The following is a 14843-nucleotide window of genomic DNA, read 5'->3' as shown; positions in this document are numbered from 1 at the left end:
TGCTCAGATATCGACCTCCACGGCATCGCCATGCAGCTCCATCAGCTCGCGGCGGGCGGCGGCTTCGCCCTTGCCCATGAGCTTGGTGACCACGGCTTCCGACTGCGCAAAGTCCAGATTCATGAACTGCACCGGCAGCAGGCGACGCGTATCGGGGTTCAGCGTGGTTTCCCACAGCTGCTCGGCATTCATCTCGCCCAGGCCCTTGAAACGGCTGACCTGGCATTTCTCGCGCGGCACGCCGTCCTTGGCGCATTTCTCGATGATGGCATCGAGCTCGCCCGCATCGAGCGCATAGACCTTGATGGCCGGCTTCTTGCCGCGTGCAGGCACATCCACACGGAACAGCGGCGGCAGCGCCACATGGATGTGACCGGCTTCGATGAGCTTGGGGAAATGCTTGAAGAACAGCGTAAGCAGCAGCACCTGGATGTGCGATCCGTCCACGTCCGCATCCGAGAGAATGCAGATCTTGCCGTAGCGCAGACCGGACAGATCGGGCTCGTCATTGGGGCCATGCGGGTCCACGCCGATTGCCACCGAGATATCGTGGATTTCGTTGTTGGCGAACAGCCGGTCGCGGTCCACCTCCCAGGTGTTGAGCACCTTGCCGCGCAGCGGAAGGATCGCCTGGGTTTCCTTGTCGCGGCCCATCTTGGCGCTGCCGCCGGCAGAGTCGCCCTCGACCAGAAACACCTCGTTGACGGCTATGTCCTTGCTCTCGCAATCGGTCAGCTTGCCGGGTAGAACGGCCACGCCGCTGCCCTTGCGCTTTTCCACCTTCTGGCCGGCCTTCTGGCGAGTCTGGGCGGCCTTGATGGCGATCTCGGCCAGCTTCTTGCCCCAGTCCACATGCTCGTTGAGCCACAGCTCCAGCACGGGACGCACATAGCCCGAGACCAGGCGCACGGCATCGCGCGAGTTCAGGCGCTCCTTGATCTGGCCCTGGAATTGCGGATCCAGCACCTTGGCATTGAGCACATAGCTGGCGCGCGCGAACACGTCGTCGGGCATGAGCTTGACGCCCTTGGGCAGCAGCGAGTGCATGTCGATGAAGGCCTTGACGGCCTGGAACAGGCCGTCGCGCAGACCGCTGTCATGCGTGCCGCCCGCCGTGGTGGGAATCAAGTTCACATAGCTTTCGCGCAGCGGCGCACCATCTTCGGTGAACGCCACGCACCAGGCCGCGCCCTCGCCTTCGGCAAAGCTGTCATTGTTCTTGTCGGCAAAGCCCTCGCCTTCGAACAAGGGGATCACGGGCTCGCCATGCAGGCTTTGCGCCAGATAGTCGCGCAGCCCGCCCTTGAACTGCCAGGTCTGGGTATCGCGCGACTTCTCATTGATCAGCGAGACCGCCACGCCGGGCATGAGCACGGCCTTGCTGCGCAGCAGATGCACCAGCTCGCCCATGGGCAGGGCCGAAGATTCGAAGTACTTGGCATCGGGCCAAGCGCGCACCGTCGTGCCCTGCTTGCGCTCGCCGGCCTGCAGGTCGCGCACCTTGAGCGGCTCCACCACATCGCCGCCCGAGAAGACGATGCTCGCCACCTGGCCGTCGCGATGCACGCTCACCTCCAGGCGCGTGGCCAGCGCATTCGTCACCGAGACGCCCACGCCGTGCAGGCCGCCCGAGAAGCTGTAGGCGCCGCCATTGCCCTTGTCGAACTTGCCGCCCGCGTGCAGACGCGTGAAGACCAGCTCCACTACGGGAGCGTTTTCCTCGGGGTGCATGCCAAAGGGAATGCCGCGCCCATCGTCCTCCACGCTGTAGGAGCCGTCGGCATGCATGGTGAACTTGATCTTCTTGCCGTAACCGGCGAGAGCCTCGTCGGCCGCGTTGTCGATCACCTCCTGCAGTATGTGCAAGGGGTTGTCGGTGCGCGTGTACATGCCGGGACGCTGCTTGACAGGCTCCAGACCCTTGAGAACGCGGATCGAGCCTTCGGAATATTCGTTGGAAGGTTTAGCTGCCATGGGGGCGGATTGTAGTGGTCTCTCCAGATCGAAGCTGGATAAATTCACAGTTGTTTACTCCCAATACTCTCGCACAAACCCCGATCATCTGTCTTGCGCAAGGTCTGAGCTCGCCATCCGGCAGCTCTGCCTGCCGCTTACGCGACGGCTTTCATATACGTAAAACAACGGGTTTCGTTAAAGTTGCGTTCCTACCGGATTCAAGGCAGACATGACAACAAAGAACGCACAAGCCCCCATGTCCATGGCGCAGATTCTTCTGTGCGGTGGCGCCATCGTCACCCTTTCCATGGGCATACGCCATGGCTTCGGCCTGTGGCTGCAACCCATCACGCAAAGCATGGGCTGGACGCGCGAGAGTTTTTCCCTGGCCATCGCCGTGCAAAACCTCTCCTGGGGCGTGCTGGGCATTTTCGTGGGCATGCTGGCCGACCGGCTGGGCGCCTTCAAGGTACTGGTGGGCGGATCGGTTCTGTATGCACTGGGCTTGGCCGGCATGGCCTTGTCGCCCACCAGCACACTATTCGTCCTGACGGCAGGCGTCCTGATCGGCGCGGCCCAGGCCGGCACCACCTATGCCGTGATCTATGGCGTGCTGGGGCGCCAGATTCCAGCGGCCCGGCGCAGCTGGGCCATGGGCGTGACGGCGGCCGCAGGATCCTTCGGCCAGTTCTTCATGGTGCCCGTGGAAGGTGCGCTGATCGCCAACTTCAACTGGTCCAATGCGCTGCTGATCCTGGCTGTGTTCGCGCTGCTGATCGCTGGCCTGGCCTTTGGCCTGCGCGAGCCCGGCTTCGGCGGCGGCGCGGCCATGAAGCGCGAGCAGACCGTGGGACAGGCCTTGAAGGAGGCCTGGACCCATCCCAGCTTTCTGCTGCTCACGGCCGGCTATTTCGTCTGCGGCTTCCAGGTCATGTTCATCGGCGTGCACATGCCCAGCTACCTCAAGGACTTCGGCATGGCACCTCAGGTGGCCAGCTATTCGCTGGCGCTGGTAGGCCTGTTCAACATCTTCGGCACCTATCTGGCGGGCAATCTGGGCCAGAAGATGCCCAAGCGCTATCTGCTGTCCGGCATCTACAGCCTGCGCTCGGCCGCCACCATCGCTTTTCTGCTGGCACCGCTGTCGCCCTGGTCGGTCTATATCTTCTCGGCCGCCATGGGGTTCCTCTGGCTTTCCACCGTGCCGCTGACCAATGCCACCATCGCCCAGGTCTTCGGCGTGCAACACCTGTCCATGCTCGGCGGCTTTGTGTTCTGCAGCCACCAGATCGGCAGCTTCATGGGCGTGTGGCTGGGCGGCTATCTGTATGACCTCAACGGCAGCTACGACATGGTCTGGTACCTGTCGATCGCACTCGGCGTCTTTGCGGCCATCGTCAACCTGCCCGTGCGCGAGACTCCCATCCCGCGCGGCACCGCAGCCCAGCCGGCCTGAACGCCATGCAACTCAAGCTGTGGCAGCGTGCACTGATCTGGAGCGCCGTGCTGGCGGTGTTGCTGACCGTGTTTGCCCTGTATCTGCAACCGGAATTCATGGTCACACTGGCTGACCATGTCTGGGCCTGCTTCTAAGCCTTGCGCCAACCGGCCCGGGCGGCATGGCCGGGAGTTCCCATGCCCCGTATCGTGATCACCGGCGCCTCCGACGGCATAGGCGCCGAGATGGCGCGCCAGCTGGCGCAAACCCATAAAAACCGGCTGCAGCTGACGCTGGCGGCGCGCAACGCGGACCGCCTGCAGGCCGTGGCCGAACAATGCCTGGCACTGGGTGCCCAGGTGCTGGTGCAGCCCACCGATGTCGCCGACGAAGCCCAATGCCGCGCGCTGATCGCCAGCGCCGTTCAGCAGTTCGGCGGGCTCGATGCCTTGATCAACAACGCCGGCATGTCCGCCCACGCGCTGTTCGAAGAGGTCGACGCGCCAGACCTGGGCTGGTATGAGCGGCTGATGCGCATCAACCTCTGGGGCAGTGTCTGGTGCACGCATGCGGCACTGCCCCACCTCAAGGCCAGCCGGGGCTCCATCGTGGCCGTGTCATCGCTGGCCGGCCTGATCGGCGTGCCGGGGCGCACGGCCTACAGCGCCAGCAAATTTGCCATGACCGGCTTCTTCGAGGCCTTGCGCATAGAACTCAGGCCCGCGGGCGTGAGCGTGACCACGGCCTACCCCGGCGTGGTGGACACCCGCATCCGCTACCACGGCTACAACGCCAAGGGCGAGGCCGCAGGCGTCAGCGGCCTCAAGGAGGATGGCGCCATGAGCGTGCAGGAGTGCGCGGGCCTGATACTCGCCGGCATGGAGCGCCGCAAGCGCGAGGTGGTGATGAGCGCCAAGGGCAAGCTGGGCCGCTTCATGAAGCTGCTGGCGCCGGGCCTGGTCGAGGACATGGCACTGGCCGCGCTCAAGGATGATGTGAAGCCGCATTGAGCCGCCGCACCCGGGGGCATTGCGCTGCTATAGTTTTCGGCAAGATGACCTGCCCTATACCCACGGAGGCTGCCGCGCTGCCTCACACCCATGGCGCGCAAGCGCCTTCCGCCTGGATTGCCCGCTTTGCCCATCTGGTCCGCCCCGGCGGCACCGTGCTGGACATCGCCTGCGGTCTGGGCCGCCATATGCGGCTGTTTCATGCGCAGAATTACGTCGTGACCGGCATCGACAAAGCACAGGATGCTATTGAGGCCGTAGCAGATCTGGGCCAGGCGATCCAGGCCGATATCGAGAACCAGGCCTGGCCTCTGGCCGGCCGCAGCTTCGACGGCGTGGTGGTGACCAACTATCTCTGGCGCCCGCTATGGCCTCAGATCCTGGCCTGCGTCCGGCCCGGCGGCGTGCTGCTCTACGAAACCTTTGCCCAGGGGAATGAAGCCTATGGCAAGCCCTCGCGCCCCGACTTTCTGCTCGCACCCGGCGAGCTGCTCGAAGTCTGCAAGGGCTGGACCGTGGTTGCCTACGAGCATGGCCTGCTGCAGCAGCCCGAGCGCGTGGTCCAGCGCATTGCGGCCATCAAGCCCGGCGAAGCGGCTGCGCCCGCCAAGCTGCTGTCCTGATCCCCCGTTCCGAGGTGCTTCGACACCTCGCTCCAGATCTCGCCTTGCCGGCCTGTGCCGCACCGCTTGCCCACAACAAACATAGGTTTGGGAGAGATGACTCACAAGCTGGCGAGCAGCGGCCTCAACAACACAACAATCCGACGCAGACAAACTCACAATTCAAACGAATCGTCATTTATTGACAACATATCGTCAAAAACCTACATTTGCTCGCCATCAAGACCGGCAAACCACGGCCTGCCGGTCAAGCCTGTTTGTAGAATGAAACTTTACCGTTCCTGATTGCGGATATGACATCACCCACCGTTGCTCTCACTGGCAGCATTGTTGCCCTGATTACGCCCATGCTCGAAGACGGTAGCGTCGACTACCCGGCGCTGCGCAAACTCATCGACTGGCATGTGGCCGAGGGCACCAACTGCATCGGTGTGGTCGGCACCACGGGTGAGTCGCCTACCGTCAATGTGGAAGAGCACTGCGAGATCATTCGCGTGGCCGTGGAACAGGCTGCGGGCCGCGTCTCCATCATGGCCGGCTGCGGCGCCAACAGCACGCACGAAGCCATCGAGCTGGCCAAGTACGCGAAGAAGGTCGGCGCGGACAGCCAGCTGCAAGTCGTTCCCTATTACAACAAGCCCACTCAGGAAGGCCAGTACCAGCACTTCAAGGCCATCGCCGAAGCCACCGGCGACCTGCCCGTGATCCTGTACAACGTGCCCGGCCGCTCGGTGGCCGATATGCAGCATGACACCGTGCTGCGCCTGGCCCAGATCCCCGGCATCATCGGCATCAAGGAAGCCACCGGCAATATCGAACGCGCCCAATGGCTGATCCGTGATGTGCCCGCAGGCTTTGGCGTGTACTCGGGCGATGACCCAACCGCTGTGGCCTTGATGCTCTGTGGCGGCCACGGCAATATCAGCGTCACGGCCAACGTGGCCCCGCGCCTGATGAGCGAACTTTGCCGGGCTGCGCTGGCGGGTGATATCAAGCGCGCCATGGAAATCCAGTTCCAGCTCATGCCCCTGCACAAGAGCCTGTTTGTCGAAGCCAATCCCATTCCGGTGAAATGGGCAGCGGCCCGCATGGGCTTGTGCGGCCCCACGCTGCGCCTGCCCATGACGCAGCTGAGCCAGCAATACGAAGCCGTTGTCGAAGCTGCTCTGCGTAAAGTTGGCGTTCTCTGATCGAGTTGCGCTAAGCTAGCGGTTTTTCGCACATAGCTTGAACGCTACCCAAGGACAATCCGCGTGAAACAACAAACAGCACGTTTGGGCCTGCTCAGCATCGCGCTGGGCCTGTCTGCCTGCACGACCACGTTCCAAGAGACCAAGATCGACTACAAGAGTGCAGGCAAGAATCAGGCCCCTTCTCTTGAAGTGCCTCCGGATCTGACGCAGCTGTCGCAAGACTCGCGCTACACCGTCCCTGGCGGCGTCGTGTCCGCTGCGGCCATGCAAGCCAATGCCAAGGCCGCCAAGCCTACCGACAACAACACGGCCGCCAACCAGATCGGCGACGTGCGCATCGAACGCGACGGCGCCGAACACTGGTTGGTGGTGGACCGCGCGGCCGACAAGCTCTGGGAGCCCGTGCGCGACTTCTGGCTCGAGAACGGCTTCATCTATTCGATGGAAGACCGCCAGCTCGGCATTCTGGAAACCGACTGGGCCGAAAACCGCGCCAAGCTGCCGCAGGACATCATCCGCAAGAGCCTGGGCAAGGTGTTCGACTCGCTCTACTCCACCAGCGAACGCGACAAGTTCCGCACCCGCCTGGAGCGCGAGCCCGACGGCAAGACCCGCGTCTACGTGACCCATCGTGGCATGGAAGAGGTCTACACCAGCGGCCAGAAGGACAACACCATCTGGCAGCCGCGCGCACGCGACCCCGAGCTGGAAACCGAATTCCTGCGCCGCATCATGGTCAAGCTGGGTGTGAGCGAAGAGCAGGCATCCGCCGTCGCCAAGGCCGACAAGTCCGCCGCCGTCACCTCCACGGGCGCACGCATGGACACCGTCAATGGCGTGCCCGTGCTGCAGATGAACGAAGGCTTCGAGCGTGCATGGCGCCGCGTCGGCGTGGCACTGGACCGCACCGGCTTCACCGTGGAAGACCGCGACCGCAGCCGCGGCGTCTACTACGTGCGCTATGTGGACCCCAACGCCAAGGCCGAGACCAAGGGCTTCTTCAGCAAGATCTTCAGCCGCGGCAAGGAAGCCGCAGCCCCCGTCAAATACCAGATCCTGGTCAAGGGTCAGGGCGACAAGTCCCAGGTCAGCGTGCTCAACGAGCAAGGCCAGCCTGATACTTCCGCCAACGGTCAGCGCATTATTCGCGTGATCACCGATGATCTGAAATAAGAGTCAGGTCCTCACTGCAAAGCCACCCGGCACTGCCGCGGTGGCTTTTTTCATGTCCGCAATAACAAAATCCGCCCTTGCTATCTGGCACCCTTGCAGCTCGGTTCAGCTGGCGACCTCAAACAATCGCCGTTTTGTATTGAAGCGGTTGTCAGAAAACCCTGTACCGCAAACTGCGGGCAACTAAATGACTCTGCCAGTTCCAAGCACAGATCGGAGCGAGTTCAAGCAGAAGACTTCAGGCATAAAAAAACCGCACCAAGGTGCGGTTTTTTTGCATGAGGTCTAAACCCCATGCCTGCGAAGCGCAGTGAATTACTTGGCAGCAGCGTCAGCCTTGGGAGCTTCAGCGGCAGGAGCTTCAGCAGCGGCAGGAGCTTCAGCAGCGGGAGCGGCAGGAGCTTCGGCAGCAGGAGCGGGAGCGGCAGGAGCTTCAGCAGCAGGAGCGGGAGCGGGAGCGGCAGGAGCTTCAGCAGCAGGAGCGGGAGCAGGTGCGGGCTCTTCCTTCTTGCCGCAAGCGGCCAGAGCTGCAGCAGCGATCACGGTAGCCAGAATCAGAGAGTTCTTCATAACAGTTCCTAGTTGGTAGGTTCAGCAGACAGTATTTGGATTGCCATTACGGTCAGCCTTTTGCAGCTATTGATCGCTTTGGCAGATCAGGTCAAACAGTGAATTCGACTCGGGTTGTATTATAGGTAGTTTTGCCCATTGCTGACTAACACTGACAGCATCTAAACAATTCCGCACAAATCAACGCGTTTCCAATTCACCGGGCAAGTCCTGCTTGCCGTGGGTCACACTTTGGACCATAAATTATTTTCTGTCAATTTACTGACTCAGCTTTGCCAAATTTTTACAAAGTCAGCATTGACGTGATCCGATTCCCGCAGGGCAAGCCATAGGAAACCCATAAGTTAACATGAGCTCGGTTACAAGTCCATCAGACCGGTTCGCCGGAGCGCACCCAGCCCGCATCGAACCATGAGGACAGCAACTCCAGCGCATCATCGCTGGCGCCCGCCAGGTCCTTGCGCGACAGGGCTCGGGTGTCGGCCAGCTTGCGCATCAGGCTCGCATCGCGCCCGCCCGCCAGATAGCTTTCGCCGTTGATGAAAATGTGCTTGGCGTCATACATCATGCGCGTGCGGCGGTCCAGTACCACGCTCTCGAACATGCCGTTCTCATCGCCATGCTCGAACCAGACATTGGGCTTGGGCTCGGTCAGGTACTCACCCAGGGCACGCTCCAGAGCCAGCGGCTGAGCCATGGCTTTCTGAAGGGCTTCGCGCGCGAAGTCATACATGCCCGCCGGGATTTCAGCGGGGTTGCTCACGGCCTGCTGCTTGGGGTCGCGGTAGATAACCGGATTCTCGGGCTCATCGGGCTCGTCGGACATGCGCAGCAGCAGCTCGCGTCCCAGCTCGTCACGTGCGGGCGAGCGAAAGCCTATGGAGTAGGTCATGCATTCGCCCTCGGCAATGCCGTCATGCGCCCACTTGGGCGGCAGATACAGCATGTCGCCGGGTTCGAGCACGAACTCCTCTTCGGGTTCGAAGTTCGACAAGATCTTCAGCGGCTTGTCCGGCTGCAGCGACAAGTCCTTCTGCCGCCCTATGCGCCAGCGGCGCTTGCCGTGGGCCTGTAGCAGAAACACGTCATAGCTGTCGAAATGCGGCCCCACCCCGCCCTGATCGGTGGCAAAGCTGATCATCAGATCGTCGAGGCGCGCCTCGGGCACGAAGCGGAACTGCTGCAGCAGCTGGTGCACCTGGCTGTCATGCATGTCCACCCCCTGCACCAGCACGGTCCAGCCGGGCTTGGTCAGCGCCGGCAGGCTGCGGCGCGACAGCGGGCCGTGGCTGAGCCTCCAGTTGTCGCCATCGAGCTGCTGGATCAGGCGCGACTCCACGCCCTCTTCCCCAGCCATGGCCAGCAGACGCGCGCGCGGAATGGGAGCCTTGAAGCCCGGAATGGCCTGACGCACCAGCAAGGGCTTTTTGTGCCAGTGGCGGTGCATGAATTGAGAGGCGGTGAGCCCGCCCAGCAAGGCGAGCGGCGTATTGATATCCATGTAGCAGTCCTGCTGTCTAAGCAACGGACTGCATTGTGCTATAGCGCCAATAACGCGTGCTGGCGCAGATCAAAGCCTCAGAGCTGCAGGGCCCGGTATTCGCTGGGCGAGCGCCCCGCATAGGCCTTGAAGGCCCGGCTGAAGTGTGCGCTGTTGCCAAAGCCGCAACCCATGGCGATTTCGGTGATGGTGCGATGCGCCAGTGCCGGCGCATGCAGCTCGCGCATGCACAGCTCGAGCCGGCTTTGCTGGATGAAGGCGCCAAGCGAGAGCTCGCGGCCCGCAAAAGCATTGTGCAGATGACGCTTGCTGCAATTGAGCGCATCGGCCACCTGATCGACCGACAGACCGGGATCACGCACATGGCCGGCCACATAGGCACAGATACGGTCATACAAGGCCTGCTTCTGCGTGACGGCCGTCACCTGGCCGCTCATGGCCTGCAGGGACAGGTAGACCATGTCCACCAGCAGCTCGCCGGCACGGCGCGCCAGCGGCGCCGTCATATTGTCCAGCTCTTGATAGGTGCTGCGCATGGTCTGCAGCGCGATGCGCGCCATACCGGCGCTGCCGCCCACGTTGCGCCCCATCAGGCCGTCTAGGCGCAGGCCGCGCTCGGCAATGCTCTGCTTGGGCACCATCATGATCAGATGTTCGGTATGGAAGGGATTGGCCACCTCGTAGGGCTGGGAGGTGTCGTAGATCACCCAGTTGCCGCTGCTCACGCTGGCCTGCTGGCCGTTCTGCTGCACCTGGGCCTGGCCCTCCCAGGGCGCGACGATCTTGAGATAGGCAGCTTCGCTCTCGCGCGGGCGATGGGAGTCGCGCACCACACGGTGGCGCCCCGCTTCGAGCTTGGTGAGCATGACGTCGCCGGCATAAGCCACGCAGATATTCCCGTCGAAGCGGGTATCGCCATACAAATCCGTATCCAGCCCCGAAAACAGCTGCGCCATCCAGTCATGCCAGGCTGGTGCGGTTTCTTTCTCCGGCAGGCCATCGGTGCTCAGTACCACGGGCGCGGTCATGTGCCTTGACTCCTTATCGTGCGCATCTCTGTCTGTGTCGACAGTCCATCCCGCAATTATCGGTAAGTACCTGCTTTCCCGCAGCGCGTACAAACCAGCCCCTGCACATGGGTTCTTAATACTAGAGAAAACCCGTAGCCCGATGCACGATTCATCAAGCGCTTTGTGCACGCTGCGCACAGCGGCCTCAGCCCTCCTTCCCTAGGATCGCTATCACCCCTAGAAGGGTGCCTACACAAGACGCCAGAGGATGACAAGCCCGAACATCAAAGATGTTGCGCTCGTTCTTTCTCCAACTTTAAGATCACCGCGCCGAACCGGCATTCCGGCGATCAAAGCTTGTACCTCGTGGCAGTGCACCTCCCTCTGAAGCAAAGGAGTCACCATGATTGAACAATCCATGCTGATCGGCGGACAGTCCGTCCAGGCCAGCAACGGCGCCATCTTCGAGCGCCGCAACCCGCTCGACGGCTCGGTGGCCACACGCGCCCCCGCCGCAACCACCGAGGATGCCGTGCGCGCCGTGGAGGCCGCTCACCAGGCTTTCCCGGCCTGGGCTGCGCTGGGCCCGACCGAGCGCCGCCAGATGCTGATGAAGGCCTCGCAGGCCCTGGAAGCCAAGGCCGAAGCCTTCGCTGCCGCCATGGCCGCAGAAACCGGTGCTTCGGGCATCTGGGCAGGCTTCAACGTACATCTGGCCGCCAATATGTTTCTGGAAGCCGCATCGCTGACCACCCAGATCAACGGCCAGCTGATTCCTTCCGACATCCCGGGCAGCGTCGCCATGGCCGTGCGGCAGCCGGCCGGCGTGGTGCTGGGCATCGCGCCCTGGAATGCGCCCATCATTCTGGCCGTGCGCGCCATCGCCACACCGCTGGCCTGCGGCAACACCGTGATCCTCAAGGGCTCGGAACTGTGCCCCGCCACCCACGGCCTGATCATCGAAGCCCTGCAGGAAGGCGGTCTGCCCCCTGGCGTGGTGAACTTCGTGACCAATGCACCCGAAGATGCGGGCAAGGTGGTCGAAGCCATGGTGGCCCACCCGGCCGTGCGCCGCGTGAACTTCACGGGCTCCACGCGCGTGGGCCGCATCATCGGCCAGACCTGTGCCAAGCACCTCAAGCCCGCGATCCTGGAGCTGGGCGGCAAGGCCCCGTTCCTGGTGCTAGACGATGCCGACATCGACGCCGCCGTGGCCGGCTGCACCTTCGGCGCCTTCGCCAACTCGGGCCAGATCTGCATGTCCACCGAGCGCATCATCGTCGACGAGGCCGTGGCCGAGGAGTTCCTCGCCAAGCTCGCGGCACGCGCCACTTCCCTGCCTCTGGGCGACCCGCGCCAGGGCCCCGTGGTACTGGGCTCGGTGGTGGACATGAATACCGTCAACCGCGTCAACGAACTTATAGACGATGCCTTGGCCAAGGGCGCCAAGCTGCTATGCGGCGGCAAGGCCGACAACACGCTAATGCCCGCCACGCTAATCGACGGCGTGACGCCCGAGATGCGCATCTTCCGCGAGGAAACCTTTGCGCCCGTGAAGGCCATCGTGCGCGTGCGCGGCGAAGAGCAGGCGATTGCCATGGCCAACGACAACGAGTTCGGTCTGTCCTCCGCGGTCTACACCAGGGACAGCGCGCGCGGCTGGCGCGTGGCCGCGCGCATCGAAGCCGGCATCTGCCATGTCAACGGCCCCACGGTGCATGACGAAGCGCAGATGCCGTTTGGCGGCGTGAAGAACTCGGGCTACGGCCACTTCGGCGGCCAGGCCGGCATCGACGCCTTCACCGAAACCCGCTGGATCACCATGCAGACCACCCCGCGCCACTACCCCTTCTGATCCGCAAGGGTTGGGAAACAAAAAACATATAACCGGAGAACCAAGTTGAAACATGCAACCAAGCTGACCATGGCAGCCCTGCTGTCAGGCCTGGCGTTCACAGCCAGCACCGCTTTTGCAGCGGATGCACAAGGCATTGGACCGGGCCAGCGCTTTTACGAAAAGACCTGCGCCAAATGCCATGAAGCGGGGATAGGTCCCGTCATCAAGGGCCGCGGCTTTCCGCCCGCGACCTACATGATCATCGCGCGCAACGGCATGAACGCCATGCCGGCCTTCCGCGTGACCGATATCGACGACGCCACGCTGCAGGATCTGGCCGAGTACCTGTCCAAGACCAAGGCTCCCGAGCCTGCCAAGAAGTAAGCGGAGCGATCTCATGCAAACCGATCGCCGCACTCTTCTCAAGGGCCTGGCAGCCGCCGGCCTGGCCGTCTCCGGCCTGGGCTGGGCGCAAGCCGCCAGCGCCGCCGGCAAGACACCCGCGTCTACCGACGTGCTGGCCGTGACCTCGGCACTGCACGGATCGGCTCTGGACTCCGCATTTCTGGCCGGCGTCCAGAGCACGGCAAGCCATGCCGCGCACACCGACCTGCAAGGCCTGGACAGCGCCGCCTTCAACCAGCTGAGCCAGTTGCTGGCCGACGGCCAGGACACGCTGCTCGTGGGCCTGCTCGACGACGCCTCCGCAACCCTGGTGCTGGACCTGGTGCGCTCCGCAGGCGGGCGCGTGCTGGCCGTGGGAAACCACCATGTGGACGGCTCGGCCGCGGACTGGGCCAGGAATCTGGGCCGGTCGCTGGCCGCAGGCCAATCGATGAACACCACCGCGGTGGCCGCGGGCAGCGAAGCCCGCGTGTCCTTCCGCTGCGTGATCTAAGAATCAAGGAAAGCACAGCATGACAAGCAAATACATGGCTCTGCCCAAGGGCATGAGCGAGAGCAGCTTTGACGCGGCCATCGAAAAGTTCAAGAAGGCTCTGGGTGCCGAGAACGTGATGATCAAGGACGAGCAAGTCCGTCCCTACACCAAGGTGATGATGGCCGTGCCCACCGAAGAGCACACACCGTCGGCCGTGATCACGGCCACCACCGTGGAGCAGGTGCAGGCCGTCGTCAAGATCTGCAACGAGCACAAGGTGCCCGTGTGGACCATATCCACGGGCCGCAACTTTGGCTACGGCTCGGCCGCTCCGGGCCGCCGCGGCCAGGTGGTGCTGGACCTGCGCAAGATGAACAAGATCATCCACGTGGATCCCGAGCTGTGCACGGCCCTGGTCGAGCCCGGCGTGACCTACCAGATGCTCTACGACTACCTCGAAGAGAACAAGATTCCGCTGATGCTGTCGTTCTCCGCACCGTCGGCGATCGCCGGCCCGCTGGGCAACACCATGGACCGCGGCGTGGGCTACACCCCTTACGGCGAGCACTTCATGATGCAGTGCGGCATGGAGGTGGTGATGGCCAACGGCGACGTGCTGCGCACCGGCATGGGCGGCGTCAAGGGCGACAAGGCCTGGCAGGTGTTCAAGTGGGGCTATGGCCCGACGCTGGACGGCATGTTCACCCAGGCCAACTACGGCATCTGCACCAAGATGGGCTTCTGGCTGATGCCCAAGCCTCCGGTGTTCAAACCGCTGGAAATCCAGTTCGACGAAGACAGCGATATCAGCGACATCGTCGAGTTCATCCGCCCGCTGCGCATCTCCCAGGTCATCCCCAACTCGGTGGTCATCGCCGGCGTGCTGTGGGAGGCCTCGACCTGCAACACCCGCCGCGCCGACTACACCACCGAGCCCGGCCACACGCCCGACGCCATCCTCAAGCAGATCCAGAAGGACAAGCATCTGGGCGCCTGGAACGTGTACGCAGCGCTGTACGGCACCAAGGAGCAGGTCGACGTCAACTTCAAGATCGTGCAGGACGCGCTCAAGCAGTTGGGCAAGGGCCGCCTGATCACCGAAGAGATGGCCGGCGACACCCAGCCCTTCAAGTACCGCGCCCAGCTCATGTCGGGCGTGCCCAATCTGCAGGAGTTCGGCCTCTACAACTGGCGTGGGGGTGGCGGCTCGATGTGGTTCGCCCCGGTCACCCAGGCGCGCGGCAGCGAGTGCGACAAGCAGAAGTCGCTGGCCAAGAAGATCCTCAACAAGCACGGCCTCGACTATGTGGGCGAGTTCATCGTCGGCTGGCGCGATATGCACCATGTGATCGACGTGCTCTACGACCGCAGCAGCGAAGAGGAAACCAAGCGCGCCAACGCCTGCTTTGCCGAGCTGCTCGACGAGTTCGAGAAGGAAGGCTATGCCGTGTACCGCGTGAACACGGCCTTCCAGGAACGCGTGGCCCAGAGCTACGGCAAGGTCAAGCGTGACGTGGAGCGCAAGATCAAGCGCGCGCTCGATCCCAACGGCATTCTGGCTCCGGGCAAGAGCGGTATCGACATCTAAGCCGCCAGCCTCAAAAAAAGCCGCCCGCTTGAAAACGCCGGGCGGCTTTTTTATCTTTGGATGG

The 14843-nt window shown here is 63.0% G+C and carries 14 protein-coding genes; 10 read left to right on the top strand and 4 right to left on the bottom strand.

Annotated elements, in window-relative coordinates:
* Positions 1-3: 3 nt before the first annotated feature.
* On the bottom strand, positions 4-1974 hold the full coding sequence (locus tag AB6724_RS01260; protein ID WP_369336684.1) for a DNA topoisomerase IV subunit B: 1971 nt from the start codon (positions 1972-1974) through the stop codon (positions 4-6).
* Between the two features lie 238 nt (positions 1975-2212).
* On the opposite strand from AB6724_RS01260, the gene AB6724_RS01255 reads away from it, so the two are divergent.
* From AB6724_RS01255 to bamC, 6 genes are all read left to right on the top strand, one after another.
* Complete coding sequence (locus AB6724_RS01255) at positions 2213-3412, top strand: MFS transporter (RefSeq protein ID WP_369336730.1); 1200 nt, start codon at positions 2213-2215, stop codon at positions 3410-3412.
* A gap of 5 nt (positions 3413-3417) precedes the next feature.
* Positions 3418-3549, top strand: a complete 132-nt coding sequence (locus AB6724_RS01250; protein WP_369336683.1) for a hypothetical protein — start codon at positions 3418-3420, stop codon at positions 3547-3549.
* A 42-nt stretch (positions 3550-3591) separates the two neighbouring features.
* Entirely contained in the window at positions 3592-4404 is an 813-nt protein-coding gene (locus tag AB6724_RS01245) for an SDR family oxidoreductase (protein WP_369336682.1), read from the top strand.
* A 44-nt stretch (positions 4405-4448) separates the two neighbouring features.
* The gene (locus AB6724_RS01240; RefSeq protein ID WP_369336681.1) at positions 4449-5027 is read left to right on the top strand and encodes a class I SAM-dependent methyltransferase; all 579 of its coding nucleotides are present in this window, start codon (positions 4449-4451) and stop codon (positions 5025-5027) included.
* Positions 5028-5320: 293 nt separating this feature from the next.
* Positions 5321-6217, top strand: a complete 897-nt coding sequence (gene dapA, locus AB6724_RS01235) for a 4-hydroxy-tetrahydrodipicolinate synthase (RefSeq protein ID WP_369336680.1) — start codon at positions 5321-5323, stop codon at positions 6215-6217.
* Between the two features lie 63 nt (positions 6218-6280).
* A complete protein-coding gene (gene bamC, locus AB6724_RS01230; protein ID WP_369336679.1) occupies positions 6281-7393 on the top strand; it encodes an NlpB/DapX family lipoprotein in 1113 nt (370 codons plus the stop codon).
* Between the two features lie 315 nt (positions 7394-7708).
* On the opposite strand, the gene AB6724_RS01225 is transcribed toward bamC, so the two are convergent.
* From AB6724_RS01225 to AB6724_RS01215, 3 genes are all read right to left on the bottom strand, one after another.
* On the bottom strand, positions 7709-7963 hold the full coding sequence (locus AB6724_RS01225; protein WP_369336678.1) for a hypothetical protein: 255 nt from the start codon (positions 7961-7963) through the stop codon (positions 7709-7711).
* A gap of 370 nt (positions 7964-8333) precedes the next feature.
* Positions 8334-9464 (bottom strand): JmjC domain-containing protein, encoded by a 1131-nt coding sequence (locus AB6724_RS01220; RefSeq protein WP_369336677.1) that lies wholly within the window; start codon positions 9462-9464, stop codon positions 8334-8336.
* 77 nt (positions 9465-9541) lie between these two features.
* A complete protein-coding gene (locus tag AB6724_RS01215) occupies positions 9542-10492 on the bottom strand; it encodes an AraC-like ligand-binding domain-containing protein (protein WP_369336676.1) in 951 nt (316 codons plus the stop codon).
* 385 nt (positions 10493-10877) lie between these two features.
* Here AB6724_RS01215 and AB6724_RS01210 point away from each other — a divergent pair, with 385 nt between their 5' ends.
* The 4 genes from AB6724_RS01210 to AB6724_RS01195 are packed head-to-tail and all read left to right on the top strand — an operon-like array spanning position 10878 to position 14779.
* Positions 10878-12329, top strand: a complete 1452-nt coding sequence (locus tag AB6724_RS01210) for an aldehyde dehydrogenase (protein WP_369336675.1) — start codon at positions 10878-10880, stop codon at positions 12327-12329.
* A 45-nt stretch (positions 12330-12374) separates the two neighbouring features.
* Positions 12375-12695, top strand: a complete 321-nt coding sequence (locus tag AB6724_RS01205; RefSeq protein WP_369336674.1) for a c-type cytochrome — start codon at positions 12375-12377, stop codon at positions 12693-12695.
* Positions 12696-12708: 13 nt separating this feature from the next.
* Positions 12709-13209 carry a hypothetical protein gene (locus AB6724_RS01200; protein ID WP_369336673.1) on the top strand — a complete coding sequence of 167 codons (501 nt, stop codon included), beginning with the start codon at positions 12709-12711 and terminating at the stop codon, positions 13207-13209.
* Positions 13210-13228: 19 nt separating this feature from the next.
* On the top strand, positions 13229-14779 hold the full coding sequence (locus tag AB6724_RS01195) for an FAD-binding oxidoreductase (RefSeq protein ID WP_369336672.1): 1551 nt from the start codon (positions 13229-13231) through the stop codon (positions 14777-14779).
* Positions 14780-14843 lie beyond the last annotated feature (64 nt).

The sequence above is a fragment of the Comamonas guangdongensis genome, from assembly GCF_041079535.1.
Taxonomy (GTDB): domain Bacteria; phylum Pseudomonadota; class Gammaproteobacteria; order Burkholderiales; family Burkholderiaceae_C; genus Comamonas; species Comamonas guangdongensis.
Note: the sequence above shows the minus strand (reverse complement) of the source record. Positions and strands in the feature narration are given on the sequence as shown.

Excerpts from the sequence above, each read along its gene's own strand:
- AB6724_RS01260 (WP_369336684.1), bottom strand. The coding sequence starts at position 1,974 with ATGGCAGCTAAACCTTCCAACGAATATTCCGAAGGCTCGATCCGCGTT.
- AB6724_RS01255 (WP_369336730.1), top strand. The coding sequence starts at position 2,213 with ATGTCCATGGCGCAGATTCTTCTGTGCGGTGGCGCCATCGTCACCCTT.
- AB6724_RS01250 (WP_369336683.1), top strand. The coding sequence starts at position 3,418 with ATGCAACTCAAGCTGTGGCAGCGTGCACTGATCTGGAGCGCCGTGCTG.
- AB6724_RS01245 (WP_369336682.1), top strand. The coding sequence starts at position 3,592 with ATGCCCCGTATCGTGATCACCGGCGCCTCCGACGGCATAGGCGCCGAG.
- AB6724_RS01240 (WP_369336681.1), top strand. The coding sequence starts at position 4,449 with ATGACCTGCCCTATACCCACGGAGGCTGCCGCGCTGCCTCACACCCAT.
- dapA (WP_369336680.1), top strand. The coding sequence starts at position 5,321 with ATGACATCACCCACCGTTGCTCTCACTGGCAGCATTGTTGCCCTGATT.
- AB6724_RS01225 (WP_369336678.1), bottom strand. The coding sequence starts at position 7,963 with ATGAAGAACTCTCTGATTCTGGCTACCGTGATCGCTGCTGCAGCTCTG.
- AB6724_RS01220 (WP_369336677.1), bottom strand. The coding sequence starts at position 9,464 with ATGGATATCAATACGCCGCTCGCCTTGCTGGGCGGGCTCACCGCCTCT.
- AB6724_RS01215 (WP_369336676.1), bottom strand. The coding sequence starts at position 10,492 with ATGACCGCGCCCGTGGTACTGAGCACCGATGGCCTGCCGGAGAAAGAA.
- AB6724_RS01210 (WP_369336675.1), top strand. The coding sequence starts at position 10,878 with ATGATTGAACAATCCATGCTGATCGGCGGACAGTCCGTCCAGGCCAGC.
- AB6724_RS01200 (WP_369336673.1), top strand. The coding sequence starts at position 12,709 with ATGCAAACCGATCGCCGCACTCTTCTCAAGGGCCTGGCAGCCGCCGGC.
- AB6724_RS01195 (WP_369336672.1), top strand. The coding sequence starts at position 13,229 with ATGACAAGCAAATACATGGCTCTGCCCAAGGGCATGAGCGAGAGCAGC.